Here is a 25,386-nt window from a genome sequence, read left to right as displayed (position 1 = left end):
GGATATAAGGGGAGCTAATCAGGGGTTTTCTGCGAGGCTACGTAAGCCTTCAATGTTTCGATTGTTGCACCTCCAGCGCTACAGGCGAAATAGGAGCGCGACCAGAGCACCCCGCTATTACTCGCCTTGCGTAAATTTGTATTCAGGATTCGCACACGGCGGCTACTGATCGACTTTAAATTGTTCACCAACACACTGATAGACAATTTCGGCGGGTACGCTATCAAAACGTGGACGTGATCCGCTTCCCCGTCCATTTCTAAAATCTCAATTTCCAGTTTTTCCGCAGCGCTTTGAAACGATTCCCGTATCTGCTGGATCATCATGCCGTCGAAAATCTTACGGCGGTATTTCGTCGTAAATATCAGATGTACGACCAATTTACTGACGCTATGACGACGGGAGAGATACCCCTCAAACTCCTTACCACGCACACTCACTTGAAAAACCTCGATCAAAATATTAAATTATGGGGATTCTATACATGAGCGCTGAAAATGAAAAGAGCTACTAAAGTACGTATTTATCCCGACGCAGAACAAGCCGTATTCTTAAATGCGCAGTTCGGCGCGGTGCGTTTTGCGTACAATAAAGCTCTTCAAATCAGCCGCCACATGTATCAGCGCTACGGCATTTCACTCAAGCCAACACGCGACATAAAACCATTGCTGGCAGTGGCGAAGAAGTCACGCCGCTATAGCTGGCTCAAAGAGTATGACTCGCTGGCACTACAGCAGGCAGTCATTAATCTGGACAAGGCATTTGCCAACTTCTTTAACAAGAAACTTAAAGCCCGCTTTCCTGTTTTCAAAAAAAAGCATGGTAAACAGTCCAGCTATCATCCCAACGGCAAGGTATTAACAGACGCTATCCAGTTGCCGAAATTGAAGCCTATCCTGGCGAACATCCACCGGGAGATCGTCGGCAAGGTTTCCAGCATTACGATCACTCGCAACGCGGCGGGCAAATACTATGCCTCAATACTCGCGGATGATGGACAAGAGGCAGCAGCGAAGCCGACCTATATCACCACGGTAGCGGGCTACGATTTGGGGCTATCGCACTACCTGATCGGCAATGGCGGCGGCAAGGTGGCGAATCCATGTCATCTGATCAACGCATACCGCCGCTTGCGCCGTGACAGCAAGGCGCTATCCCGTAAGAAGATGGGGAGCGCAAACCGCCGTAAGGCTCGCTTACGCCTTGCCGCACAACACGAACGGGTAGCTAATGCCCGCGCTGACTTCCAGCACAAACTTTCCAGACGAATTATCGACGAAAACCAAGCGGTGATTGTGGAAACACTGAAATCGGCAAACATGATGAAAAATCGTCGCCTTGCCCGTCATATCGGGGATGCGGCATGGTCTGGCTTTGTGGAAAAACTTGCATACAAAGCAGAGTCGGCGGGGGTTCACCTGGTCAAACTGGATCAGTGGTTCGCCAGCTCGAAAACCTGCCATTGTTGCGGTCACAGGATGCCGGAAATGCCGCTAAAGGTGCGGGAATGGAAGTGCCCCGGCTGTAATACTGACCATGACCGCGATATAAACGCGGCGATCAACATACAGCACAAGGGCATAACAGAATTAATGGCGGCGGGTCACGTCGTCAAAGCCCATCGAGGCTTGCGTAAGTCTGGCACTGTGCCAGTTGCAGCCGTTGAAGTGGGAAGCATCGCCCTTTAGGGCGGTGAGCAGTCACGTTGGATATGTCGTACTCATTTCTTTATGCTTCGTCGATTTCCTATAGAAATTCATGCAACAACCGATAAACTGTATTGATAACTTTATGCCTTGTGGTTTTTCCTTGTTAAGGATTATATGACGTACAATAACAATAACGTGGTCTCACGAAGAAATGACCCGGAACAGATCGATTTAATTGATCTTGTACTACAGCTCTGGCGTGAAAAATGGTTGATCGCTGTGTTTGTTGCCATTGCTATCGTTATCGCTGGCTCGTATCTCATGCTGGCTAAAGAACAATGGTCCTCCTCCTCAATCATTACTCAGCCTGATTCTGCTCAAATTGGTCCCTACAGCAACGCTTTAAACGTACTTTATGGCAATTCTGCACCCCGCCTGCAGGATATACAGGCTAACGTATTCAACCGCTATAATGCCGCAATTTCAGCTTTATCAGGCACACTGGAAAATCAAGAAGAGCCAGAGAAACTGACCATCGAGCCGGTGGTTAAAGGACAACCATCGCCCCTTCAGGTTAGCTATGTAGGTGATTCAGCGGTAGCCGCGCAAAAGCACCTCGCTATATACATTCAGGAGATTGATGAGCAGATCGGCAAAGAGCTGTTCAGCGATCTCAAAGATAACATTGAGCAGCAGGTTGCGACCCTGAAGACCTCAATTGAAAACCAGGAAGAGATTGCGCAAGAGCAGAAAGATCTGCGCATCAGACAGATTAGTGAAGCGCTCAAATATGCTGAGGCGGCCAACGTAACCAAACCGCAGATCCAGCAGACACAGGATGTCACTCAGGACAGCATGTTCCTGCTGGGGACCGATGCGTTGTCGACGATGGTGCAACGCGAGTCTTCGCGCCCATTGACCTTTGCGAATGACTATTACCAGAACAAGCAGCGCCTGCTGGATATTGAAAAGCTCAAGATTGAGCCGACGTCCATTCATGGCTATCGCTACGTTATGAAGCCAGACCTGCCTATTCGTCGCGACAGTCCTAAGCGCAGTATTACGGTTATCCTGGCCGTGCTTCTCGGCGGTCTGATCGGCTCTGGTTTCGTCCTCGGCCGGAACGCACTGCGAAATTACAAGCAGAAAGCGTAATGATTCATTAAGTGAAAAAAAACCGGGATTCCCCGGTTTTTTTATTTGTGTCTTTTACGCAAGTTCTCAATAACCGTCGTTAAATCCAGCTCCTGATCCTGAAGCAGCACCAGCAGGTGATACATCAAATCAGAGGCTTCATTGGTCAGTTCATCGCGGTCATATACCGTCGCAGCGAGAGCGGTTTCAACACCTTCTTCTCCCACTTTCTGCGCGATACGTTTGGTACCGCTGGCGTAAAGTTTTGCAGTATATGAGCTATCTGGGTCGGCCGTTTTACGTTCTGCTAAAAGTTGCTCCAGTTGATATAAAAACAGCCACTGGTGGCTGGCCTCACCAAAGCAACTGCTGGTACCCAGATGGCAGGTTGGGCCGATAGGGTTAACCAGCACCAGCAGGGTATCGTTATCACAGTCCGGCGTGATGCTCACCACATTCAGGAAATGGCCCGAGGTTTCACCTTTGGTCCATAAACGCTGTTTAGTGCGTGAGAAAAAGGTCACTTTACCGGTGGAGAGGGTCTGCTGCAGGGCATCCTGATTCATATACCCCAGCATTAGCACTTCGCCCGATACCGCGTGCTGTACCACAACCGGCATCAGGCCGTCGGTTTTTTCCCAGTCCAGCTGCGTGCGTTGTTGCTCTGTTAACATACCCGTATCTCCACGCCCTGGCCCGCCAGGAACGTTTTTAACTCACCAATATTAATTATCTGCTTGTGAAACACCGACGCGGCCAGCGCACCGTCGACATTAGCGTCGCGGAAGGCTTCCAGGAAATGCTCCATGGTTCCGGCACCGCCAGAAGCGATCAGCGGCACGTTGCACACGGCGCGAACTTTGCTCAGCTGTGCCAGGTCATACCCGTTGCGTACGCCGTCCTGGTTCATCATATTCAGTACGATTTCGCCCGCTCCGCGTTTTTGCGCCTCCTGCACCCAGTCGAGGGTCTCCCACTGCGTCACCCGGGTGCGGCTTTCGTCGCCGGTATATTGGTTAACATGATATTTGCCGGTGGCTTCATCAAACCAGGTATCAATCCCCACCACAATGCACTGTACACCAAAGCGATCCGCCAGACGGGTAATTAGCTCCGGCTCTGCCAGGGCAGGGGAGTTGATAGAAATTTTATCAGCGCCGAAGGAGAGGATTTTTGCAGCATCCTCTGCCGACTTGATGCCTCCCGCCACGCAGAAAGGAATATCAATCACTTCTGCGACGCGTTCCACCCAGCTTTTATCCACCACGCGGCCATCGCTGGAGGCCGTAATATCGTAAAAGACCAGCTCATCCGCACCTTCGTCGGCATAGCGTTTGGCCAGCGGGACGATGTCACCGATGATCTCGTGGTTGCGGAACTGCACCCCCTTTACCACCTGACCATCGCGTACGTCGAGGCAGGGAATTATCCGTTTTGCCAGCATTGAATTGCCTCCGTCACCGTAAATTTCTCTTCCAGCAGGGCGCGTCCTACGATCACGCCACGCACGCCTGTCCCACGCAGGGCAGCAATATCATCCAGCTCACCAATACCACCTGAAGACTGGAACGCCACCTGCGGATAACGGGCGCAGACTTCTTCGTACAGCGAGACGTTCGAGCCCGCGAGGGTGCCATCACGGGAGATATCCGTGCAAAGGACATGCTTTAGACCAACCGGGAGATAGGTATCCACCAGTGCTTCCAGGGTGACGCCGGAGTTTTCCTGCCAGCCGCTTACTGCCACCTGCTTCGTACCCTGGTCGTCAATGCGTACGTCCAGCGCCAACACCAGCGCGTCAGCGCCAAAGCGACGAAACCAACCTTTCACCGTTTCGGGATCTTTTACCGCAGTAGAACCGACCACCACGCGCGCCACGCCCGCGTTAAGCAACGCCGCCACATCCTCTTCAGTACGTACGCCACCACCGACCTGCACCGGCACGTTCACGCCGGCAACCAGTTTTTTCAGGAGGGAGATCTGGCGTTTGGTGGGATCTTTTGCGCCGGTCAGGTCTACAAGGTGCAGTACTTCAGCCCCCTGAGCGGCATAATCTTGCAAACGCGGCAGCGGATCCTTGCCATAATCGCGCTGCTGGCCGTAGTCGCCCTGGTGCAGACGAACAACGGTGCCGTCAATCAAATCTAATGCTGGAATAATCATTACATCTCCAGGAAGTTTTTCAGCAGCTGTGCGCCTGCGGCACCCGACCGCTCCGGGTGGAACTGCACGCCATAGAAGTTATCTTTCTGCACCGCTGCGGTAAATGCTTCGCCGTATTGGCACTGGGCAATGGTGTAAGTGTTCACTGGCATGGCGTAACTGTGCACAAAGTAGAAATATGCGCCATCCTCAATGCCCTGGAACAGGCGATTACCCGCTTTCGGGTTGACGCGGTTCCAGCCCATATGCGGCAGCGGCAGACCGTGGTCGGTCATTTTGGGGACGTCCTGCTCGATAATATCCAGCAAATCCACGCCGTTACTCTCTTCGCTACGGCGACCCAGAAGCTGCATGCCGAGGCAGATACCCAATACCGGTTGGGTGCAGGCTTTGATGAGTTCGACTAACTCACGCTCGTGGATCTGGTCCATCGCGGCCTGGGCGGTGCCCACGCCGGGTAAAAACAGTTTGTCGGCGCGCAGCACAATATCGGCATCACGGCTCACCACGGGGTCATAACCGTGACGGGCAATGGCCGATTTTACCGAGTTCAGATTGGCGCAGCCGGTATCAAGGATCACCACATTCATTACAGCACTCCCTTCGACGACGGCAGGGCGTCACCTTCCACACGAATAGCCTGGCGCAGCGTACGGCCGAAGGCTTTAAACAAGCTCTCTACGCGGTGGTGATCGTTCTTCCCTTTGGTTTTCAGGTGTAGGGTTACACCCATGGTGTAGGAGAGTGAACGGAAGAAGTGCTCTACCATCTCGGTGCTCAGGTCGCCTACGCGCTGATAGGTAAAATCGGCTTTGTATTCCAGGTGCGGCCGACCCGAAATGTCGAGGGCACAGCGTGCCAGACACTCATCCATGGGCAGCACAAAACCAAAGCGGTTGATGCCACGCTTGTCCCCCAGCGCCAGCTTGAGGGCTTCGCCCAACGCCAGACCGGTATCTTCGACGGTGTGGTGATCGTCAATATAAAGGTCACCTTTAACGGCAATCTCCATGCGAAAACCGGCGTGGGTACAGATCTGATCCAGCATATGGTCAAAAAAACCGACGCCGGTGTGGATTTTGCTACCGCCTTCGCGATCCAGCCAGACCTTCACATCAATTTGCGTCTCTTTGGTATTACGCTCAACGTGAGAGTAGCGGTCGCGTTTCGTGAGTTGTTCGCCAATCATGGCCCAGTTAAGGTCGTTAGCGTTGTAACGCAGGCCAGCGATGCCCATGTTCTCCGCCAACTGAATGTCGGTGGCGCGGTCGCCAATGACATAGCTGTTAGCCTTATCGAGTACCGCGTCTGCCAGATACTGCTCTACCAGCTTGACCTTCGGCTTACGGCATTCGCAATTATCCGCCGGCAGGTGCGGACAGATAAGCACGTCATCGAACACCACCCCCTGCGAGGAGAGGATCTGCATCATCAGGTTATGCGGGCCGTCAAAGTCTGCCTGCGGGAAGCTGACGGTACCCAGCCCATCCTGATTGGTGATCATCACCAGTTTGAAACCGGCTTTCTGCAGCTTCAGCAGAGTAGGGATCACGTCGGCTTCAAAGGCCAGTTTGTCGAAACGATCGACCTGATAATCGCTGGGGGGCTCCGAAATAAGGGTGCCGTCACGATCGATAAAGAGGGTCTTCTGGCTCATACTTTCTCCGCATTCAGGGCGTCGATAACGCGCTGGCTCTCTTCACGGGTGCCGATGGTGATGCGCAGGCAGCCGCTCAGGGAAGGTTGTTTATTTTGATCCCGTAAGATAATGCCCTGATCCCACAAAGATTTAAATACTGAGCTGGAGGCGGTAAAGCGCACCAGGATGTAGTTCGTTTCCGAATCGAATACCTGTTCAACGCAGGGAATGGACTTTAAAGCGTTCACCAGGTACTGACGTTCAACAAGGATCTGCGCCACGCGGTCACGCATCGCGTTAATGCCCTGCGGAGCCAGCGCCTGGGCCGCGATATCAGCAACTGGCGTAGAGAGCGGATAGGGTGCGATGACCTTCATCAGCAGGTCAATTACCGGTTTATTGGCCAGGGTAAATCCACAGCGCAGCCCGGCGAGGGCGAAGGCTTTCGATAATGTACGCAAGATCACCAGGTGCGGATACTCATCCAGCCAGCCTGCCAGCGTCGCCTGCGGGCAAAACTCGATATAAGCTTCGTCTGCCACCACCAGTGCTTTCCCGCGAGTCATCTCCAGCAGGGTGCGGATATCCTGCGGGTTGATCAGTTGCCCGGTCGGATTATTCGGGCTGCAGACAAACACCACCTTCACGCCGTCCAGATTATCGGCGATAGCCTGCAAATCGAGCTGCCAGTCGTCGCGGGCAGCCACTTTGCGCAGTTCCACATTGAAGGTTTCGGCGCTCACGCTATACATACCGTAGGTTGGCGGGCAGTAGAGCACCGCGTCCTTGCCTGGCTCACAGAACGCGCGAATCAGCAGTTCGATGCCTTCGTCAGCGCCCCGGCTAACCAGCACCTGCTCCGGCTTTACGCCGGCATAAGCGGCATAATTTTCAATAACCGCCTTTGGCTGGCATTCCGGATAGCGGTTGAGCGTTTGTTGGGTGAGGGGATACTCCACAGGTGTGGGGAATTCATTGGCATTCAGCCAGACATCGCCGCTTCCGCCCAGACGACGAGCAGACTGATACGGGGTCAGCGCGCGGACGTTGTCGCGGGCCAGCTCTTCAATGTTCATGCTTGCTCCTTCAGGGCTGCAACGCGCAGCGTAACGGCATTCTTATGGGCGGTCAGGCGTTCTGCAGCGGCCAGGATTTCGATGGTCGCCGCCAGGGAGGCGAAGCCTTCACGAGAGAGTTCCTGCACGGTCATCCGTTTCTGGAAATCCGCCAGTCCCAGGCTGGAGCAGGTAGCGGTATAACCATAGGTTGGCAGCACGTGGTTCGTCCCCGAGGCGTAATCGCCAGCGGATTCGGGTGACCAGTCGCCCAGAAATACCGATCCAGCGCTGGTAATGCTGTCGACCAGGTCACGGGCGTTGCGGGTCTGAATGATCAGGTGCTCTGGTCCATAGAGGTTAGAGATCGCCACGCACTGGGCCAGGTCACTGGCCACAATCAGACGGCTGGCAGATAACGCCTGGCGGGCCGTCTCTGCACGGGGGAGATCGGCCAGCTGGCGCTCTACGGCTTCGCCCACGCGTTGTGCCATGCCCGCATCCGGCGTCAGTAAGATCACCTGAGAATCGGGGCCGTGCTCTGCCTGCGACAGGAGATCGGAGGCAACAAAGTCAGGCGTGGCACCGCTGTCGGCGATCACCAGCACTTCAGAAGGGCCGGCAGGCATATCAATGGCCGCGCCGTCCAGACGCTGGCTCACCTGGCGCTTGGCTTCGGTCACGAAGGCATTGCCAGGGCCAAAGATCTTATCCACGCGAGGAATCGAATCGGTGCCCAGCGCCAGCGCTGCGATAGCCTGCGCGCCACCCACGTTGAAGATTTCCTGCACGCCGCACAGTTGTGCGGCATAGAGGATCTCATCGGCAATTGGCGGAGGAGAACAGAGCACCACTTTACGGCAACCTGCAATGCGTGCCGGGGTCGCCAGCATTAATACGGTAGAAAAGAGAGGGGCTGAGCCCCCCGGGATATAAAGGCCGACAGAGTCAATCGGGCGGGTTACCTGCTGGCAGCGCACGCCTGGCAGGGTTTCGATATCGACGTTTTGCAGTTTCTGCGCCGTGTGGAAGGTGTCGATATTCTTTACAGCAACGGCCATCGCCTGCTTCAGTTCATCGCTCAGGCGCGCGCTGGCGGCATCAATCTCTTCCGCACTGACCTTCAGGGCACGCACCTCGGTTTTATCGAACTTAGCACTGTATTCACGCAGTGCGTCATCGCCACGTTTTTTGACGTTTTCGAGAATCTCCGCAACGGTACGGGTAATGCTGTCGGAGGCGGAGATCGCCGGGCGCATCAGTAATTCTCCTTGCTGCGCGGCACTACAGCTATTCCAGTCGATGATTGTGTTAAAGCTCATGGGCATTACTCCATCATCTTCTCAATAGGCAGCACCAGGATAGAACTGGCACCCAGCGATTTCAGTTTTTCCATAGTTTCCCAGAAGAGGGTTTCGCTGCTCACCATGTGCATTGCTACGCGCTGCTGATCGCCTGCCAGCGGAAGAATGGTTGGGCGCTCGGCACCCGGCAGCAGGGCAATCACTTCGTCCAGACGCTCGGTCGGGGCGTGCATCATGATGTATTTGGATTCACGCGCCTGGATAACGCCCTGGATACGGGTCAGCAGGCGGTCAATCAGCTGCTGTTTGGCATCAGGCATCTCGCCATCGCGCTGAATCAGACAGGCTTTTGAACGGAACATGACTTCCACTTCACGCAGGCCATTAGCCTCGAGGGTCGCACCGGTGGAAACCAGGTCACAGATGGCATCGGCCAGTCCGGCGCGCGGCGCGACCTCAACTGAACCATTCAACAGACAGGATTTAAATTGCACCCCTTTCTGGTCGAGGTAACGCTTCAGCAGGTGCGGATAAGAGGTGGCGATGCGCTTACCGTTTAGGGAGGCCGGGCCGTCCCAGGCTTCGTCAGCCGGGGTTGCCAGCGACAGGCGGCAACCGCCGAAGTCCAGACGACGTAGCGTAAAGTAACGCGGATCCTCACCCTGCGCACGGCGGGTCAGTAGCTCTTCTTCCAGCACGTTCTCGCCAATAATCCCCAGATCCACCACGCCATCCATCACCAGGCCTGGAATATCGTCATCACGTACGCGCAGAATATCAATCGGCATATTCTCTGCCAGCGCGATCAGGCGCTGTGTGTGCAGGTTAATTTTAATGCCGCAGCGCGCCAGAAGCTCGCGTGAATCATCGCTCAAACGGCCTGATTTCTGAATAGCTATGCGTAAACGTGAATTATCTAACATTGTTGGTTCCTCGTGATCCTGTTTTAACCTGTCTGAATACGATCCAAAAAAAAGCCCCCGGAAGAAGATCTTCCGGGGGCTTTTCTTGCGTTCATGCACCACTGGAAGATCTGAATGTCTTCCAGCACACATCGCCTGAAAGACTAGTCAGGATGATGGTGATGATGGTGGTGTTTAAATGGAACGCGTGTCATAAAATTCTCGATGAATGCTTATTCATGTGATGTCTTTTAACCTAAACCACTTGTGTCACTGAAAGCAAGGGCTTTTTTTAATCATTAATTCATTTCATATTGTAGCTATGAATTGTCAGTTCCGGACGGCTGGCGTAGCCTTAACAGAGACGCGTAAATGTCAGGAGAAGACGGATGAAAAAGGTCGCAATTGTCGGTTTAGGGTGGTTAGGGATGCCGCTGGCGATGTCATTAACGGCAAGAGGCTGGCAGGTGACGGGCAGCAAAACCACTGCAGACGGCGTGGAAGCCGCGCGGATGTGGGGTATCGAAGGGGTCGAATTGCGCCTGGAGCCAGAGCTTATCTGCGATGCCGACGATCTGGATACGTTGATGAATGTCGACGCGCTGGTCATTACGCTGCCCGCCCGCCGAACCGGACCGGGAGACGGATTCTACCTGCAGGCGATGCAGGAGATTGTCGACAGCGCCCTGGCCCATGATATTCCACGCATTATCTTTACCAGTTCAACCTCGGTCTATGGCGATACCGAAGGAACGGTAAAAGAGGACAGTCCGCGCGCGCCGGTCACCGCGAGCGGACGGGTATTAAAAGACCTGGAAGACTGGCTGCACAATTTACCGGGTACACAGGTTGATATCCTGCGTCTTGCCGGCCTGGTCGGGCCGGGGCGGCACCCGGGTCGTTTCTTTGCGGGTAAAACGGCGCCGGACGGGCAACATGGCGTTAATCTTGTGCATCTTGAAGATGTCATCGCGGCAATTACCCTGCTTTTGCAGGCTCCAAAAGGCGGACACATCTATAATATATGTGCGCCCTCTCATCCCGCTCGTAGCGCCTTCTACCCGGTTATGGCGCGTCAGCTTGGTCTGGAACCTCCGCATTTCCACGATGCGCAGGGCGAAAGAAAAGGCAAAGTGATTGATGGTAACCGTATCTGTCACGAACTGGGATTTGAGTATCAATTTCCCGATCCGCTGGTTATGCCGATGGAGTGATGCAGCCCGCGGAGGCAATTGCGCCACAAGGGGGAAGCATGAAACCACTGCTGGATGTTCTTATCATCCTCGATGCGCTGGAAAAAGAGGGCAGTTTTGCCGCTGCGTCGGCAAAACTGTTTAAAACGCCCTCGGCGCTCAGCTATACCGTGCACAAGCTGGAAAGCGATCTCAATATCCAGATCCTCGATCGTACCGGGCACCGCGCCCGCTTTACCCGTACCGGGCAAATGCTGCTGGAGAAAGGGCGGGATGTACTGCACGCCGTGCGTGAGCTGGAAAAACAGGCCATTAAACTGCACCAGGGATGGGAAAACGAACTGGTCATTGGCGTGGATGATACCTTTCCGTTTTCGTTACTGGCTCCGCTGATCGAGGCTTTTTATGCGCGCCATAGCGTCACCCGGCTGAAATTTATCAACGGCGTGCTGGCCGGGTCCTGGGAGGCACTAATTCAGGGCCGGGCGGACATTATCGTCGGTGCACTCCATGAACCTCCCCAGCTCAGTGCCTTTGGCTTTGCCTGTCTTGGTAAACTGGAGCAGGTCTTCGTGGTGGCGCCGCATCACCCCCTGGCTCAGGAAGCCGAACCTATTAACCGACGCGTTATTAAAAATTACCGCGCTATCGTGGTGGGAGATAATAGTTTGCCTGGCTGTGCGGTTTCGTCTCAACTGCTCGACGATCAAGAGGCCATCACCGTCTTTGACTTTAAAACTAAACTCGAACTGCAAATAAACGGCCTCGGTTGCGGTTATCTGCCTCGCTATTTAGCCCAGCGCTTTATAGAAAGCGGAGCGCTAATAGAAAAGCAGGTTTTAGCACAGACCAGTGATGAGTCGGTATGGATAGGCTGGAATGAGCAAACTGCGGGGCTTGCCAGTGCATGGTGGCGGCAAGAGATTTTAGCAAATAGTGCTATTGCTGCAGTTTATGCAGCAGCTGGCGTCGAAAAATCAGCCAGTTAGATCAAATAAAGTTTTGCATGCCTTCGCAATCTATTGCATTACTGCCAGCAGATGGGGCAAAATGCCGCCGCTGCAAACAAATGAATAATCGACGATATAAAAGGCGTCGGTTATTTTTTTTTGCATGTACGAAACGAAACTAAAACCAAGAGGCCGGGCTTCGTACCGGATAGATATTTACTAAAATCCGACAGTTGTTGTCGCTGAGGAATAAACGAAATGGGGCAATTTTTCGCTTACGTGGCGGTTATCACCGTAAAGGAGATTAACTATGTCGCATAACGCAACTCCAAACACCTCTCGCGTGGAATTACGTAAAACCCTTACGTTGATTCCGGTTGTTATGATGGGCCTTGCCTACATGCAGCCAATGACGCTGTTCGATACATTCGGTATCGTATCAGGCCTTACTGACGGTCACGTTGCAACGGCGTACGCCTTTGCGCTGGTCGCGATTCTCTTTACAGCGCTGAGCTACGGTAAACTGGTTCGCCGTTTCCCGTCTGCAGGCTCTGCATACACCTATGCTCAGAAATCCATTAGCCCGGCTGTTGGCTTTATGGTGGGCTGGTCATCTCTGCTGGACTACCTGTTCATGCCGATGATCAACATTCTGCTGGCTAAAATTTACTTCGAAGCGCTGGTACCTTCTATACCGTCGTGGATTTTCGTTGTGGCGCTGGTGGCCTTTATGACCATCTCTAACCTGCGCAGCATCAAAACCGTTGCTAACTTCAATACCCTGATCGTTATTCTGCAGATGGGTATTGTGGCGGTTATCGTGGGTCTGATCATTTATGGCGTTTCCCACGGTGAAGGGGCAGGTACGCTCACCAGCACCCGTCCGTTCTGGTCTGAAGGGGCGCACGTTGTGCCGATGATTACCGGCGCGACCATTCTCTGCTTCTCGTTCCTCGGCTTCGATGGTATCTCCTCGTTGTCTGAAGAGACCAAAGACGCAGAGCGCGTGATTCCGCGTGCCATCTTCCTGACGGCGTTGATTGGCGGCCTGATCTTTATCGGTGCTTCCTACTTCCTGCAGCTGTACTTCCCGGATATCTCTCGCTTTAAAGATCCGGACGCGTCACAGCCAGAAATCATGCTGTACGTTGCGGGTAAAACCTTCCAGTGGGGCGTGCTGATCTTCTCCAGCGTGACCGTTCTGGCATCCGGTATGGCTGCACACGCAGGGGTTTCTCGTCTGATGTACGTGATGGGCCGCGATGGTGTGTTCCCGACGCGCTTCTTCGGTTATGTTCATCCGAAATGGCGTACCCCGGCATGGAACGTGCTGCTGGTCGGTGCGATCGCACTGCTGGCCATCAACTTTGACCTGGTAACCGCAACCGCGCTGATCAACTTCGGTGCGCTGGTGGCCTTTACCTTCGTTAACCTCTCGGTTATCTCGCAGTTCTGGATCCGTGAGAAGCGTAACAAGACGTTGAAAGACCACTTTAACTACCTGATTCTGCCAGTTTGTGGTGCCCTGACTGTGGGTGCACTGTGGGTTAACCTGGAAGAGAGCTCCATGGTTCTGGGTCTGATCTGGGGTGGTATCGGTCTGGTTTATCTGGCTTGCGTGACCAAAAGCTTCCGTAACCCGGTACCGCAGTACGAAGACGTTGCATAATCGATAGCGTTGAATAATAAAAACCGGAGACATCGCCTCCGGTTTTTTTATATCTGAAATAACTAAAGGTTCTAACCAGGAACATTTGGTTATTTGTCCCTGCCCGGCGAGTCATTAATAATTTGCCTCCTGATGTTTTGCTGGCTTATTAATAATTATGCTCTCTATGATCTTTAGCGGACTCTTCTGCGGCGCGCTGCTGGGTTTTGTTATGCAGCGTGGGCGGTTCTGTCTCACCGGCGGTTTTCGCGACATGTACATTGCGAAAAACAACCGCATGTTTTACGCCCTCTTAATTGCTATCTCCATTCAGAGCCTGGGCGTATTTGCGCTCATTCAGATGGGGCTGGTGCAGTATGATGCCGGCACCTTTCCGTGGCTTGGTACCGTGGTGGGGGGCTATATCTTTGGCCTGGGTATCGTCTATGCAGGCGGCTGTGCCACCGGAACCTGGTATCGCGCTGGCGAAGGGTTGATCGGCAGCTGGATTGCGCTCTTCACCTATATGCTGCTGAGCGCGGTAATGCGTTCACCCCATGCGGATGGCCTCAATCAGGTGCTAAAAACTTACAGTACCGGGCACAACTCTATTGCCGAGACCTTTGGTTTCTCTGTCTGGCCGTTGATTGCGCTGTTACTGGTGGTCACGCTCTGGGCTGTAAGCAAAGAGCTGCGTAAACCTAAGCTTAAGGTCGCGTCATTGCCGCCGCGCCGTACCGGTCTTGCTCACTTGCTGTTTGAAAAGCGCTGGCATCCCTTTGTCACCGCCGTTCTCATTGGTTTGATCGCGCTGCTGGCATGGCCACTGAGCGAGGCGACAGGGCGTATGTTCGGTTTAGGGGTGACTTCCCCGACAGCCAATATTCTGCAGTTCCTGGTAGCCGGACAGAGCAAGTTCCTGAACTGGGGCGTCTTCCTGGTGCTGGGGATTTTCCTGGGTTCCTTTATTGCCGCGAAAGCCAGCCGCGAGTTTCGTGTACGCGCCGCAGATGCGCAAACCACGCTACGCAGCGGCCTGGGTGGCATGCTGATGGGAGTTGGCGCCAGTATGGCCGGTGGTTGCTCTATCGGCAATGGCCTGGTCATGACGGCAATGATGACCTGGCAGGGCTGGATTGGTCTGGCCTTTATGATCCTTGGCGTATGGACTGCGTCATGGTTTTTATATGTCCGTCCGCAACGCAAAGCGAAACTTGCGGCTGCGACGGCCTGATGAATAACAGGAGCTGTTATGGCGATTAAAAAACTGGATGTGGTGACGCAGGTTTGCCCGTTTCCTCTGATTGAAGCAAAAGCCGCGCTGGCTGAGATGGCCAGCGGTGATGAATTGATTATCGAATTCGACTGCACGCAGGCGACAGAAGCCATCCCACAATGGGCGGCAGAAGAGGGCCACGCGATCACAGATTATCAGCAGGTGGGTGATGCCGCGTGGAGCATCACCGTTCAGAAGGCCTGACCCAAACGCCCTCCCGGCCACGGGAGGGCGTAATTAGACGATCTCCTGGGCGTATTGATAAAGCGCCTTCAGTAGCCCAAGCTTCTCGTTATTCCCTTCATACTGACCGTAGAGCATCTCCAGCTCCTGGGCATAAGCCTGCAAGAACTCAGGCGTGAAGACGTTGCGACGATGCTGTAGCCAGCGCGCCTGCTCGTCTTCATCCAGCGTGCCGGGAAAGTTACGGGCACGGTAATTAAAGATAAGCTTCTCTATACGCGCATCGGCAAAGGTCAAATCCAGCGCGGGCAGATTACGTGGTTCGGTTTGCAGAACGATGTTCATTGCCGCACGGTCCGCATCGCTGAAGAAGCCGTTATAAAGCTGGGCATCCACGTTATCTGATGGCGTAAAAGGTTCGGCTTCGGCGAAAATTGCCACCACTTTCTCACGCACCTGGGGATTCTCGCGAAGCACCTTCAGATTATCCAGACAGCGCTGACGGTCGATACCCAGCCGGTCAGCATCTTCCGGACGCAGGGTATTCGCCTGCGCCAGTACCGGGCATTTATTGACATGCAGCAGCTTCACCGGCACGGCGGACTCGTCGCCCAGTTCATCTTTAGGCGTATACAGCCGCTCGCGCAGGGTATCGCTATCTAGTTCCAGAAGGGGAGAGATGTCCCCCGCCAGGTCTACCATAATCACCGCGTTACGGTTTTCCGGGTGCCAGGCCAGAGGGGCTACCCAGCTGGTATTACCCCGCCAGGCGCCAAACATCCCCGAGACATGGACCAGGGGTTTCATTTGCGGAACGTCGATTAGGGTAGTCAGTTTCTGCTTACTGCGGTGGCTCAGCAGATAATCGAACAGCTTCGGCTGGTGAGCTTTCACCAGCTTTGCCATGGCAATGGTGGCGTAAACATCCGCCATCGCATCGTGGGCATTACTGTGTTCGATACCGTTAGCGCGGGTCAGATGCTCAAGTCGAAAACTGGGCAGCCCTTCATCGTTTTCAGGCCAGGTGATCCCCTGCGGACGCAGGGCGTAGCATGCGCGCATCACATCCAGCAGGTCCCAGCGGGAGTTGCGATTTTGCCAGCTCCAGGCGTAAGGATCGTAGAAGTTGCGGTAGAAAATGTTGCGCGTCACTTCATCATCGAAGCGCACGTTGTTATAACCCACCACGCAGGTATTGGGTACGGTAAACAGATCATGAATACGGCGGGCAAACTCCGCTTCGGTAACCCCTTTAGCGCGAGCTTCCTGCGGCGTAATGCCTGTCACCATCACTGCGCCGGGTTGAGGCAGATAGTCGTCTGCTGGTTTGCACCAGAACACTTCCGGCTCGCCGATAATGTTGAAGTCGGCATCGGTTCGGATAGCTGCAAACTGGGCAGGGCGGTCCAGCGACGGGCTGGTGCCAAAGGTTTCGTAATCGTGGAAAAGGAAGGTAGGTTGTTTATCGGTGTCTGCCATTGTCTAGCTCTGTCCACATTAGTTAATTAACTTGCTGTTATCACTCGAAAAACAACCCTTTCCTTATCTGAGTTTGTCCACGAACGTTAAATATAGTTGTTTACTGTGCCTTGATGTCCATGTGATATTGCGTACCAGAAGAGTACCAAACCACTAATTCTGAGCGTACCAAATATTATCTATGGCTATCAGCGACACAAAACTGCGTACCATTCATGGTAAACCATATTCGGGCCCACAAGAAGTGGCTGATGCCGATGGGCTTAGCGTCCGTATTTCGCCTAAGGGGGTTATCCAGTTTCAGTACCGGTACAGGTGGCATGGAAAACCGCAGCGTCTTGGCATTGGCCGGTACCCGTCAGTAGCGCTGAAGGATGCCAGGCAGATAACAGCTGAGTTGCGAAACCTATATTTTGCTGGTACGGATCCGCGCACTTACTTCGATGAGAAGACCGGGGATGCCATAACGGTAGCCGAGTGCCTTGATTACTGGTTCGACAATTACGTTAAAACGTCTCTGAGAGAAAAGACCCAGGCACTGTACCAGTCAACGGTAATGAAGCGTATGCGAGGCGCTTTTCCAAATCGACCTGCATCGTCGATCACTGTGAAACAGTGGGTTGACCTTCTCACGGAAGAAGAGAGGGACAATCCTCGTCGGGCAAGGCAGGTGCTCAGTCAGTTGCGTTCGGCTATCAGTTGGTGCATGCGGCGACAGGTTATAGATAGTTGCGCAATTATGAGTATCCAGCCGCGAGACTTTGGCTCCCGCGCTGCAGTGGGTGACCGAGTGCTGTCTTATAACGAACTGGCGCTGATATGGCTTGAGATAGAAAGGAGCCGGGCCTCAACTTCAAACAAGCTTCTTCACCAGATGCTGATACTTTGGGGAGCAAGACTTTCCGAGCTCAGGCTGGCCACCAAAGCAGAGTTCGACCTGCATGACATGGTATGGACCGTACCGAAAGAGCACAGCAAGATGGGCAACGTGATCCGCCGCCCTATCTTCGAGCAAATGCAGCCATTCCTTGAAAAGGCCATGACCACTTATAAGGATGTTCTTTTCCCTGGAGAAGAGATTAACGAACCGATCAGCATTGCGGCCGCTAACCGGTTCATAAATCGAATAAGGGGAGGGATGGACCTCGGCTACTGGCGAACTCACGATTTCCGCAGGACGCTGGCAACAAGGCTGTCTGAAATGGATGTCGAGCCACACGTTACTGAAAGAATGCTCGGGCATGAACTTGGCGGGGTTATGGCGGTGTACAACAAACACGACTGGATAGAGGCTCAGCGCAAAGCGTATGAACTCCACGCTGATAAGCTCTTCTGGCACATCAGGAACATTTCTGGTTAACGCCGCCATTGAGTAGCCACTGCTCAAAAGCTGTGCGCAGGTAAGCCTTTGGATGCGTCCGTACCGGCTTCGGGAATCCGTGCTGGTGCGTGTAGTTCCAGATGGTTTGACGTGATGAAACACCGAGTGTACTCATCACTTCTTTTTCGGGTATCAGACTGGTGTCAATCATCATAATTCTCCAGGCAAAAAGAAACCGCCCTCAGGCGGCTATTCGATTCGGATGCCAGGAACCTTCCCGGCGGCGATTGCGTCATAGATGCTCTTTGCAGCAAGAGGCGTGATACCAGCACCGGTGCCAGCAAGGCATGTTCTGAGATTTGTTTCTGCTTCCTCTCGCTTCTTATCTGCTTCTGAGCGGATAGGGCGAAGGAAGCATGGGTTGATATCCGTAATACAGTTCGTCCGTTTAACTTTGATGGCAACAAATTCACCAAGTCCGAAGTTAACCGTACCTCCAACAACCACAACGGTCCCTTCTGAATCGCCACAGATAATCTAGACACTTCCGAGCCGCTGATAATATTGTTTTTCGTATTCAGTTGGTGGCATATGATCACTCGAACCATGCCGACGCTTACTGTTATAAAACATTTCGATGTAATCAAAAATATCACCGCGAGCTTCTTCTCGCGTTCCGTAGATCTTTTTCTTTATCCGTTCACGTTTCAGTAGCTGGAAAAAACTTTCTGCGACTGCGTTGTCATGACAGTTACCGCGACGGCTCATACTGCCCTCCAGCCCGTGTGATTTCAGGAACGACTGCCACTCATAGCTTGTGTACTGACTGCCTTGATCAGGATGAACCAGCACCTGCTTTTGAGGATTACGTCGCCACACGGCCATCAGAAGTGCATTCAGGACAATATCCTTTGTCATCCGGGGCTGCATTGACCAGCCAGGTAATGACTCCAACTTATTGATAGTGTTTTATGTTCAGATAATGCCCGATGACTTTGTCATGCAGCTCCACCGATTTTGAGAACGACAGCGACTTCCGTCCCAGCCGTGCCAGGTGCTGCCTCAGATTCAGGTTATGCCGCTCAATTCGCTGCGTATATCGCTTGCTGATTACGTGCAGCTTTCCCTTCAGGCGGGATTCATACAGCGGCCAGCCATCCGTCATCCATATCACCACGTCAAAGGGTGACAGCAGGCTCATAAGACGCCCCAGCGTCGCCATAGTGCGTTCACCGAATACGTGCGCAACAACCGTCTTCCGGAGCCTGTCATACGCGTAAAACAGCCAGCGCTGGAGCGATTTAGCCCCGACATAGCCCCACTGTTCGTCCATTTCCGCGCAGACGATGACGTCACTGCCCGGCTGTATGCGCGAGGTTACCGACTGCGGCCTGAGTTTTTTAAGTGACGTAAAATCGTGTTGAGGCCAACGCCCATAATGCGGGCGGTTGCCCGGCATCCAACGCCATTCATGGCCATATCAATGATTTTCTGGTGCGTACCGGGTTGAGAAGCGGTGTAAGTGAACTGCAGTTGCCATGTTTTACGGCAGTGAGAGCAGAGATAGCGCTGATGTCCGGCGGTGCTTTTGCCGTTACGCACCACCCCGTCAGTAGCTGAACAGGAGGGACAGCTGATAGAAACAGAAGCCACTGGAGCACCTCAAAAACACCATCATACACTAAATCAGTAAGTTGGCAGCATCACCCAAAATCCCTTACTATTAGCAACTATAAACAATCAAGCGCTTGTTTATGGAGCGTCATCAGCGCGGCGGAGTCAGACACCAGTAATACCATCCTGTTTGTAAGTCACCCTCTATAGTAAACCATCCGCTCAGGCACGCCGAAGAAAAAGCGGTCGAAAAGGTGAAAATTGCGGACCTGCCTCGCAAAAAAATCTGCGCTCTGTCACATTTCATTGCAATTTATCCAGGTATCGACATCAGAACTTCCGTAAAAAGGCTAACGATTTTAAATGACCTGAGGATATACCGTTGAAACGCCGTCTGTTTATTGCAGTTTCTTTGCTCGCTGTAAGTATTTCATCCGCGCTGGCTGCCGACCCGATTGATTATGCGCCGCAACCGCCTGCTATACAGGCAGGATCATGGGTGTTGATGGATTATACGACCGGGCAAGTTTTAACGGCGGGCAACGAACATCAGCAACGTAACCCGGCCAGCCTCACTAAGCTGATGACCGGCTATGTTGTCGATCGCGCGATTGATAGTCACCGTATCTCTGCCGACGATGTGGTCACCGTGGGGCGCGATGCCTGGGCCAAAGGGAATCCCGTTTTCGACGGTTCCTCACTGATGTTTATCAAACCCGGCGATCGCATTACCGTACGGGATTTAAGCCGCGGTTTAATTGTCGATTCCGGAAACGACGCCTGCGTGGCGCTGGCCGATCATGTGGCAGGCGGGCAGCCGCAGTTTGTGAAAATGATGAACGATTATGTGCAGAAACTGAATCTGCGCGACACCCATTTCGAAACCGTGCATGGCCTGGATGCGCCGGGGCAGCACAGCTCGGCTTACGACCTGGCAGTACTCTCTCGCGCGATTATTCATGGTGAGCCGGCGTTTTATCACATGTATAGCGAGAAGAGCCTCACCTGGAACGGTATTACCCAGCAAAACCGTAACGGTCTGTTATGGGATAAAAATCTTGATGTTGATGGTCTTAAAACCGGCCACACCTCCGGTGCCGGCTTTAACCTGATCGCCTCTGCGGTGGATGGGCAGCGACGTCTTATCGCCGTTGTGATGGGTGCCGAAAGCCCGAAAGCGCGTGAAGATCAGGCGCGCAAGCTGCTGCACTGGGGCCAGCAGAACTTTGATACTGTGCAGATCCTGCGCAGCGGCAAGCAAGTAGGAACCGAGCGCATCTGGTACGGCGATAAAGAGAAGATTGCGCTGGGTACCGATCAGGACTTCTGGCTGGCGCTGCCGAAGGCGGAAGTGGCCAATATTAAAGCGCGCTATGTCCTGGATAAAAAAGAGCTTGAAGCGCCCATTGCTGCGCATCAGCGTGTCGGCGAAATCGCTTTATACGATCGCGACAAAGTGGTGGCGCACTGGCCGCTGGTCACCCTTGAGCCTGTCGGGAAGGGGGGGATGTTCTCGCGACTGAGCGACTATATTCACCACAAAATATAACCTGCCTGCGAGCAGACTGGCGACTCTGCGAGTCTGCTCGCATAATAAACACTTCACGTTTGTCACACCGCTTTTTACTGCTTTATAGTGTATGAATATACAGTGATAAAGGAGGCAGCATGGACTATAACATTTCGCGTCAACCTAAACGTAAAATCGCGGGTTTTCACTTGGTCGGACCGTGGGAGCAGACGGTAAAACAGGGGTTCGAACAGCTTGTTATGTGGGTCGACGGTCATGACATTCCCTCACAGGAATGGCTGGCGGTCTATTACGATAACCCTGATGAAGTGCCTGCGGAAAAACTGCGCTGCGACACCGTCGTCCGCGTCGCCGACGATTTTACGCTGCCTGCCAATAGCGAAGGGGTGATCCTGACCGAGGTCGCCGAAGGCGAATACGCCTCTGCCACTGCCCGTGTCGAAAATCACGATTTCGCGACGCCCTGGAATCATCTGTTCGCCAGCTTGCTGGAGGACAACCGCTACCAGATCGCGCCAAAACCCTGCTTTGAGCGCTACCTCAACGACGGTAATGCCGACGGCTACTGGGATATCGAAATGTATATTCCGGTACAGCACAAAGCGGGTTAGTAACCTTTAGGCATAGAATCTAAAGGGTTTTTCTGCCGCAGACCCCTCTACGGCAGAAAACCAGTTACAATCAGACTTTATTCAATGGCTGGAGAGCGGGTGTGCGCCCCGATAAACCATTAACCTCGTCTGAAATTCGTCTCTATCGTCATTACCGCGTGGTGCATGGATGCCGCATCGCGCTGGCGTTTATCCTCACTTTCCTGCTTGTGCGCCTACTGCATGTGCCGGAAGGGACGTGGCCGCTCATTACCCTGGTGGTAATTATGGGGCCAATCTCTTTCTGGGGTAATGTGGTACCCAGGGCGTTTGAACGTATCGGCGGCACTATCTTAGGCTCGGCGCTGGGCCTGATTGCCCTGAAGCTGGAGCTCTATTCACTGCCCTTGATGTTGCTCTGGTGTGCGGCGGCGATGTTCCTTTGCGGCTGGCTGGCGCTGGGTAAAAAACCTTACCAGGCACTGCTGATTGGCATCACCCTGGCGGTGGTTGTCGGTGCGCCCACGGGGGATATGAATACGGCATTGTGGCGAAGCGGCGATGTGATACTGGGTTCACTGCTGGCAATGCTCTTCACGGGTATCTGGCCGCAGCGGGCATTTTTGCACTGGCGCATTCAGATGGCTAACTACGTCACAGCCTTTAACCGCGTTTATCAGGCTGGTTTTTCCCCTAATCTTGTTGAGCGCCCGCGCCTGGAAAAGCGCCTGCAAACCATCCTGAATGACGTAGTGAAAATGCGAGGTCTTATTACCCCCGCCAGTAAAGAGACGCACATCCAGAAGTCTATTTTTGAGGGGATCCAGACCGTCAGTCGCAATCTGGTCTGCATGCTGGAGCTTCAAATCAATGCGCACTGGGCATCGCGAGAGAGCCACTTTGTGATGCTCAACGCCCGTACCCTCAAAGAGACGCAGCAGATGACCCAGCAAACGCTGCTCACTATTGCCCACGCCCTGTATGAAGGCAATCCGCAGCCGATTCTGGCCAATACCGAAAAGCTGAATGAGATCGTTGCCGAACTGCGTGAGTTGATTAATGAGCATCAGAGCCAAAACGTGGCGGAAACGCCTATTCATGGCTATGTATGGTTGAGTATGGAGCTGGCGCGTCAACTGGAACTGCTTTCGCACTTAATCTGCCGGGCGCTGCGCAAATAAAGCGCAGCCATTACGTTGAGTGATGTCTGCTGCTTCGATTCAGCACCATTTACGGTTATGATAAGACCAAAGCAAAAATTATTGTCATCCGCAATCGCTGTCAGTAAGGTTACTGCCATAGCGGTTGTTTAAACGAATCCGAATCTCACATTATCAGGGGTGTAAAAATGGAAACTACCAAGCCTTCGTTCCAGGATGTTCTGGAATTCGTCCGCCTGTTCCGCCGCAAGAACAAACTGCAGCGTGAAATTCAGGACGTTGAGAAAAAGATCCGTGACAACCAGAAGCGCGTACTGCTGCTGGACAACCTGAGCGATTACATCAAACCGGGTATGAGCGTTGAAGCTATCCAGGGCATCATCGCCAGCATGAAGAGCGACTACGAAGACCGCGTAGATGATTACATCATCAAAAACGCTGAGATCTCCAAAGAGCGCCGTGAGATCTCGAAAAAGCTGAAAGTGATGGGCGAAATGAAGCACGTGGAAGCCAAAAGCGAGTAACCTCCGCCAGCTATCCAGGCCCTCCGATTCGTTCGGGGGGCTTTTTTTTTGCGCCTTACATAAGGCCGTCTGGTCACAGAAAAGCAAAAAGCCTGCTCGAAAGCAGGCTTCTTAAATGTGGCTCCTCTGACTGGACTCGAACCAGTGACATACGGATTAACAGTCCGCCGTTCTACCGACTGAACTACAGAGGAATCGTTGTGGAGCGTTATCTTAGCGGCGAAAAAAGTTTTGTCAAACCTGATCTTAACGCATTTTGTTTAACTGACGATTCATTCAGCAGATTGACGCATTAACCCACACTTTTTTCTGCAAAATACTTTGCAGGATCGTCTATTCTCCCTCATCATTTGAAATGGAGTTTCAACTTTCTCGCTAAGGTCCATTTTGAACGTCACTTCCGCTTTACGCCAGCGCGTCATGCGTACGCCCTGGTATACCAAACGTAAAAGTTATCGGGTTCTGTTCTGGCGTGAAATCACCCCCCTTGCTGTGCCTATCTTTCTGGAAAATACCTGTGTACTGCTGATGGGCGTGCTCAGTACCTTCCTTGTCAGCTGGCTGGGCAAGGAGGCGATGGCGGGCGTGGGCCTGGCAGATAGCTTTAACATGGTCATCATCTCCTTCTTTGCGGCTATTGATCTGGGTACCACGGTGGTGGTGGCGTTCAGCCTCGGAAAGCGCGATCCGCGACGCGCGCGCGCTGCTGCCCGCCAGTCGCTGGTGATCATGACTTTATTCTCGATAGTGCTGGCGGCGGTGATCCACTACTACGGTGAAGAGATCATCAACATCGTGGCGGGGGAGGCGACAAACGAGGTTAAGGCCCTGGCGCTCTCGTATCTGGAAATGACCGTGCTAAGCTATCCGGCGGCCGCCATCGCCCTGATTGGCAGCGGGGCCTTGCGTGGGGCAGGGAATACGAAAATTCCGCTGATGATTAACGGTGGGATGAACATACTGAACATCATGATCAGTAGCGTGCTGATCTACGGTATTTTCTCCTGGGATGGACTGGGCTTTATCGGCGCCGGGCTGGGGCTAACCATCTCTCGCTATATTGGCGCGATTGCTATTATTGCTGTGCTGGGGGTGGGGTTCACTCCCTCGCTTCGCATCAGCCTGAAGAGTTACTTTCGGCCGCTTAACTTCGCCATTATCTGGGAGGTGATGGGTATTGGCGTGCCGGCCAGCATTGAATCCGTATTGTTTAACAGCGGAAAATTACTGACGCAGATGTTTGTTGCCGGGATGGGCACCGACGTCATCGCCGGCAACTTTATCGCCTTTTCCATTGCGGCGCTGATTAACCTGCCGGGGAACGCCCTCGGCTCGGCATCCACCATCATCACCGGTAAGCGCCTGGGCAAAGGGCAGATTGGCCAGGCCGAGCGGCAACTCCGCCATGTTTTCTGGCTCTCGACCATTGGATTAACCGCCATCGCCTGGGTTACCGCGCCGTTTGCCAGTCTGATGGCCTCCTTCTATACCCATGAGCAGGATGTAAAAGATGTGGTAGTGATCCTGATCTGGCTTAACGCCGCCTTTATGCCGATCTGGGCTGCCTCCTGGGTGTTGCCTGCCGGTCTGAAGGGGGCACGTGATGCACGTTTTGCGATGTGGGTCTCCATGCTCGGTATGTGGGGCTGTCGTGTCGTGGCCGGGTACACGCTGGGTATCATGCTGGGATGGGGTGTGGTCGGCGTCTGGCTGGGGATGTTCCTGGACTGGGCGGTACGCGGCGCGTTCTTCTACTGGCGAATGGTGAGTGGGCGCTGGCTGTGGAAATACCCGCGTCCGGTCCGGGAAGCGCCAAAAGAACGACTTATAGATGCGCAAACTGGAGAATAATTCGGCAATCGATTCAAAATGTGCATTCTGCCTTTGACATCGCCGGGTGGCATCGATAATATGCGCCCCGTTCACACGATTCCTCTGTAGTTCAGTCGGTAGAACGGCGGACTGTTAATCCGTATGTCACTGGTTCGAGTCCAGTCAGAGGAGCCAAATTTAAAAAGCCTGCTTTTAAGCAGGCTTTTTGCTTTTCTGCGTCCGGGAATTTACCCCTTCT

At 53.4% G+C, this 25,386-nt stretch carries 26 protein-coding genes, 2 tRNA genes, 2 pseudogenes and 1 other annotated feature; of the genes and pseudogenes, 15 read left to right on the top strand and 15 right to left on the bottom strand.

Going from position 1 to position 25,386, the window contains the following annotated elements; genetic code table 11:
- Positions 1-14: 14 nt before the first annotated feature.
- Entirely contained in the window at positions 15-440 is a 426-nt protein-coding gene (gene tnpA, locus JZ655_RS13465; RefSeq protein ID WP_207292035.1) for an IS200/IS605 family transposase, read from the bottom strand.
- Positions 441-497: 57 nt separating this feature from the next.
- Here tnpA and JZ655_RS13460 point away from each other — a divergent pair, with 57 nt between their 5' ends.
- The gene (locus tag JZ655_RS13460) at positions 498-1,688 is read left to right on the top strand and encodes an RNA-guided endonuclease InsQ/TnpB family protein (protein WP_207292034.1); all 1,191 of its coding nucleotides are present in this window, start codon (positions 498-500) and stop codon (positions 1,686-1,688) included.
- 135 nt (positions 1,689-1,823) lie between these two features.
- A complete protein-coding gene (wzzB, locus tag JZ655_RS13455; protein ID WP_207292033.1) occupies positions 1,824-2,804 on the top strand; it encodes an LPS O-antigen chain length determinant protein WzzB in 981 nt (326 codons plus the stop codon).
- Positions 2,805-2,845: 41 nt separating this feature from the next.
- Here the strand turns inward: wzzB and hisIE are convergent, their stop codons facing one another.
- The 9 genes from hisIE to hisL all read right to left on the bottom strand — a co-directional run bounded on the left by hisIE (position 2,846) and on the right by hisL (position 10,061).
- The gene (gene hisIE, locus JZ655_RS13450; RefSeq protein WP_207292032.1) at positions 2,846-3,457 is read right to left on the bottom strand and encodes a bifunctional phosphoribosyl-AMP cyclohydrolase/phosphoribosyl-ATP diphosphatase HisIE; all 612 of its coding nucleotides are present in this window, start codon (positions 3,455-3,457) and stop codon (positions 2,846-2,848) included.
- On the bottom strand, positions 3,451-4,227 hold the full coding sequence (gene hisF, locus JZ655_RS13445; protein WP_207292031.1) for an imidazole glycerol phosphate synthase subunit HisF: 777 nt from the start codon (positions 4,225-4,227) through the stop codon (positions 3,451-3,453). The genes hisIE and hisF overlap by 7 nt, the downstream gene beginning before the upstream one ends.
- Positions 4,209-4,946 (bottom strand): 1-(5-phosphoribosyl)-5-[(5-phosphoribosylamino)methylideneamino]imidazole-4-carboxamide isomerase, encoded by a 738-nt coding sequence (gene hisA, locus JZ655_RS13440; protein WP_207292030.1) that lies wholly within the window; start codon positions 4,944-4,946, stop codon positions 4,209-4,211. Before hisA ends, hisF begins: the two co-directional genes overlap by 19 nt.
- Positions 4,946-5,536: an imidazole glycerol phosphate synthase subunit HisH gene (hisH, locus tag JZ655_RS13435; protein ID WP_207292029.1), complete on the bottom strand. Its 591-nt coding sequence runs from the start codon at positions 5,534-5,536 to the stop codon at positions 4,946-4,948. The genes hisA and hisH overlap by 1 nt, the downstream gene beginning before the upstream one ends.
- Positions 5,536-6,603 carry a bifunctional histidinol-phosphatase/imidazoleglycerol-phosphate dehydratase HisB gene (hisB, locus tag JZ655_RS13430; RefSeq protein ID WP_040074925.1) on the bottom strand — a complete coding sequence of 356 codons (1,068 nt, stop codon included), beginning with the start codon at positions 6,601-6,603 and terminating at the stop codon, positions 5,536-5,538. The genes hisH and hisB overlap by 1 nt, the downstream gene beginning before the upstream one ends.
- Positions 6,600-7,661, bottom strand: coding sequence for a histidinol-phosphate transaminase (hisC, locus tag JZ655_RS13425; RefSeq protein WP_046884824.1), 1,062 nt, complete (start codon positions 7,659-7,661; stop codon positions 6,600-6,602). The genes hisB and hisC overlap by 4 nt, the downstream gene beginning before the upstream one ends.
- On the bottom strand, positions 7,658-8,962 hold the full coding sequence (hisD, locus tag JZ655_RS13420) for a histidinol dehydrogenase (protein WP_207292028.1): 1,305 nt from the start codon (positions 8,960-8,962) through the stop codon (positions 7,658-7,660). The genes hisC and hisD overlap by 4 nt, the downstream gene beginning before the upstream one ends.
- Before the next feature lie 5 nt (positions 8,963-8,967).
- The gene (gene hisG, locus JZ655_RS13415) at positions 8,968-9,867 is read right to left on the bottom strand and encodes an ATP phosphoribosyltransferase (RefSeq protein ID WP_040074928.1); all 900 of its coding nucleotides are present in this window, start codon (positions 9,865-9,867) and stop codon (positions 8,968-8,970) included.
- Positions 9,868-9,912: 45 nt separating this feature from the next.
- Positions 9,913-10,035: a sequence feature (His leader region), on the bottom strand.
- Positions 10,011-10,061, bottom strand: coding sequence for a his operon leader peptide (gene hisL / locus JZ655_RS13410; protein ID WP_154298781.1), 51 nt, complete (start codon positions 10,059-10,061; stop codon positions 10,011-10,013). (Overlaps the previous feature by 25 nt.)
- Before the next feature lie 174 nt (positions 10,062-10,235).
- On the opposite strand from hisL, the gene JZ655_RS13405 reads away from it, so the two are divergent.
- The 6 genes from JZ655_RS13405 to tsuB all read left to right on the top strand — a co-directional run bounded on the left by JZ655_RS13405 (position 10,236) and on the right by tsuB (position 15,117).
- Positions 10,236-11,060: an SDR family oxidoreductase gene (locus tag JZ655_RS13405; protein ID WP_207292027.1), complete on the top strand. Its 825-nt coding sequence runs from the start codon at positions 10,236-10,238 to the stop codon at positions 11,058-11,060.
- A gap of 38 nt (positions 11,061-11,098) precedes the next feature.
- Entirely contained in the window at positions 11,099-12,028 is a 930-nt protein-coding gene (locus JZ655_RS13400) for a LysR substrate-binding domain-containing protein (RefSeq protein WP_040074930.1), read from the top strand.
- A 219-nt stretch (positions 12,029-12,247) separates the two neighbouring features.
- Positions 12,248-12,310: a membrane protein YoeI gene (gene yoeI / locus JZ655_RS21650; protein WP_100245854.1), complete on the top strand. Its 63-nt coding sequence runs from the start codon at positions 12,248-12,250 to the stop codon at positions 12,308-12,310.
- Positions 12,300-13,658 (top strand): APC family permease, encoded by a 1,359-nt coding sequence (locus JZ655_RS13390; protein WP_046884827.1) that lies wholly within the window; start codon positions 12,300-12,302, stop codon positions 13,656-13,658. The genes yoeI and JZ655_RS13390 overlap by 11 nt, the downstream gene beginning before the upstream one ends.
- Positions 13,659-13,815: 157 nt before the next feature.
- Complete coding sequence (gene tsuA, locus JZ655_RS13385) at positions 13,816-14,871, top strand: thiosulfate utilization transporter TsuA/YeeE (RefSeq protein WP_207292026.1); 1,056 nt, start codon at positions 13,816-13,818, stop codon at positions 14,869-14,871.
- 18 nt (positions 14,872-14,889) lie between these two features.
- Positions 14,890-15,117, top strand: a complete 228-nt coding sequence (gene tsuB / locus JZ655_RS13380; RefSeq protein ID WP_040074933.1) for a thiosulfate utilization sulfurtransferase TsuB/YeeD — start codon at positions 14,890-14,892, stop codon at positions 15,115-15,117.
- Between the two features lie 33 nt (positions 15,118-15,150).
- On the opposite strand, the gene sbcB is transcribed toward tsuB, so the two are convergent.
- Positions 15,151-16,575, bottom strand: a complete 1,425-nt coding sequence (gene sbcB, locus JZ655_RS13375) for an exodeoxyribonuclease I (RefSeq protein ID WP_207292025.1) — start codon at positions 16,573-16,575, stop codon at positions 15,151-15,153.
- A gap of 181 nt (positions 16,576-16,756) precedes the next feature.
- On the opposite strand from sbcB, the gene JZ655_RS13370 reads away from it, so the two are divergent.
- Positions 16,757-17,935: a tyrosine-type recombinase/integrase gene (locus tag JZ655_RS13370; protein WP_207292024.1), complete on the top strand. Its 1,179-nt coding sequence runs from the start codon at positions 16,757-16,759 to the stop codon at positions 17,933-17,935.
- Here JZ655_RS13370 and JZ655_RS13365 read toward each other — a convergent pair.
- From JZ655_RS13365 to JZ655_RS13355, 3 genes and pseudogenes are all read right to left on the bottom strand, one after another.
- Complete coding sequence (locus JZ655_RS13365) at positions 17,916-18,107, bottom strand: helix-turn-helix transcriptional regulator (protein ID WP_207293850.1); 192 nt, start codon at positions 18,105-18,107, stop codon at positions 17,916-17,918. The genes JZ655_RS13370 and JZ655_RS13365 overlap by 20 nt on opposite strands.
- A gap of 326 nt (positions 18,108-18,433) precedes the next feature.
- A pseudogene (locus JZ655_RS13360) lies at positions 18,434-18,835 on the bottom strand (IS3 family transposase); the annotation flags it as partial.
- A gap of 16 nt (positions 18,836-18,851) precedes the next feature.
- A protein-coding gene (locus JZ655_RS13355; RefSeq protein ID WP_242637262.1) for an IS1-like element IS1A family transposase occupies positions 18,852-19,549 on the bottom strand; the annotation gives its coding sequence in 2 pieces (ribosomal slippage) (positions 18,852-19,300 and positions 19,300-19,549; 699 coding nt in all).
- Between the two features lie 337 nt (positions 19,550-19,886).
- Here JZ655_RS13355 and dacD point away from each other — a divergent pair.
- From dacD to JZ655_RS13335, 4 genes are all read left to right on the top strand, one after another.
- The gene (gene dacD / locus JZ655_RS13350) at positions 19,887-21,059 is read left to right on the top strand and encodes a serine-type D-Ala-D-Ala carboxypeptidase DacD (RefSeq protein WP_207293849.1); all 1,173 of its coding nucleotides are present in this window, start codon (positions 19,887-19,889) and stop codon (positions 21,057-21,059) included.
- Between the two features lie 119 nt (positions 21,060-21,178).
- Complete coding sequence (gene sbmC, locus JZ655_RS13345; protein ID WP_207292023.1) at positions 21,179-21,652, top strand: DNA gyrase inhibitor SbmC; 474 nt, start codon at positions 21,179-21,181, stop codon at positions 21,650-21,652.
- Positions 21,653-21,753: 101 nt separating this feature from the next.
- The gene (locus JZ655_RS13340) at positions 21,754-22,812 is read left to right on the top strand and encodes an FUSC family protein (RefSeq protein ID WP_207292022.1); all 1,059 of its coding nucleotides are present in this window, start codon (positions 21,754-21,756) and stop codon (positions 22,810-22,812) included.
- Between the two features lie 167 nt (positions 22,813-22,979).
- The gene (locus JZ655_RS13335) at positions 22,980-23,315 is read left to right on the top strand and encodes a DUF496 family protein (protein ID WP_040074937.1); all 336 of its coding nucleotides are present in this window, start codon (positions 22,980-22,982) and stop codon (positions 23,313-23,315) included.
- Between the two features lie 118 nt (positions 23,316-23,433).
- On the opposite strand, the gene JZ655_RS13330 is transcribed toward JZ655_RS13335, so the two are convergent.
- Positions 23,434-23,509, bottom strand: a tRNA-Asn gene (locus JZ655_RS13330).
- Between the two features lie 161 nt (positions 23,510-23,670).
- Between JZ655_RS13330 and JZ655_RS13325 the strand changes: the two are divergent.
- Both JZ655_RS13325 and JZ655_RS13320 read left to right on the top strand, forming a co-directional pair.
- Positions 23,671-25,166 (top strand): annotated as a pseudogene (locus JZ655_RS13325) (EmmdR/YeeO family multidrug/toxin efflux MATE transporter).
- An 80-nt stretch (positions 25,167-25,246) separates the two neighbouring features.
- Positions 25,247-25,322 (top strand) — tRNA-Asn (locus JZ655_RS13320).
- Positions 25,323-25,386: the final 64 nt, after the last annotated feature.

Source organism: Leclercia pneumoniae, assembly GCF_017348915.1.
Classification (GTDB): Bacteria; Pseudomonadota; Gammaproteobacteria; order Enterobacterales; family Enterobacteriaceae; genus Enterobacter; species Enterobacter pneumoniae.
The sequence above is the reverse complement of the archived record's forward strand: the minus strand, read 5'-3'. Positions and strand labels throughout refer to the sequence as shown.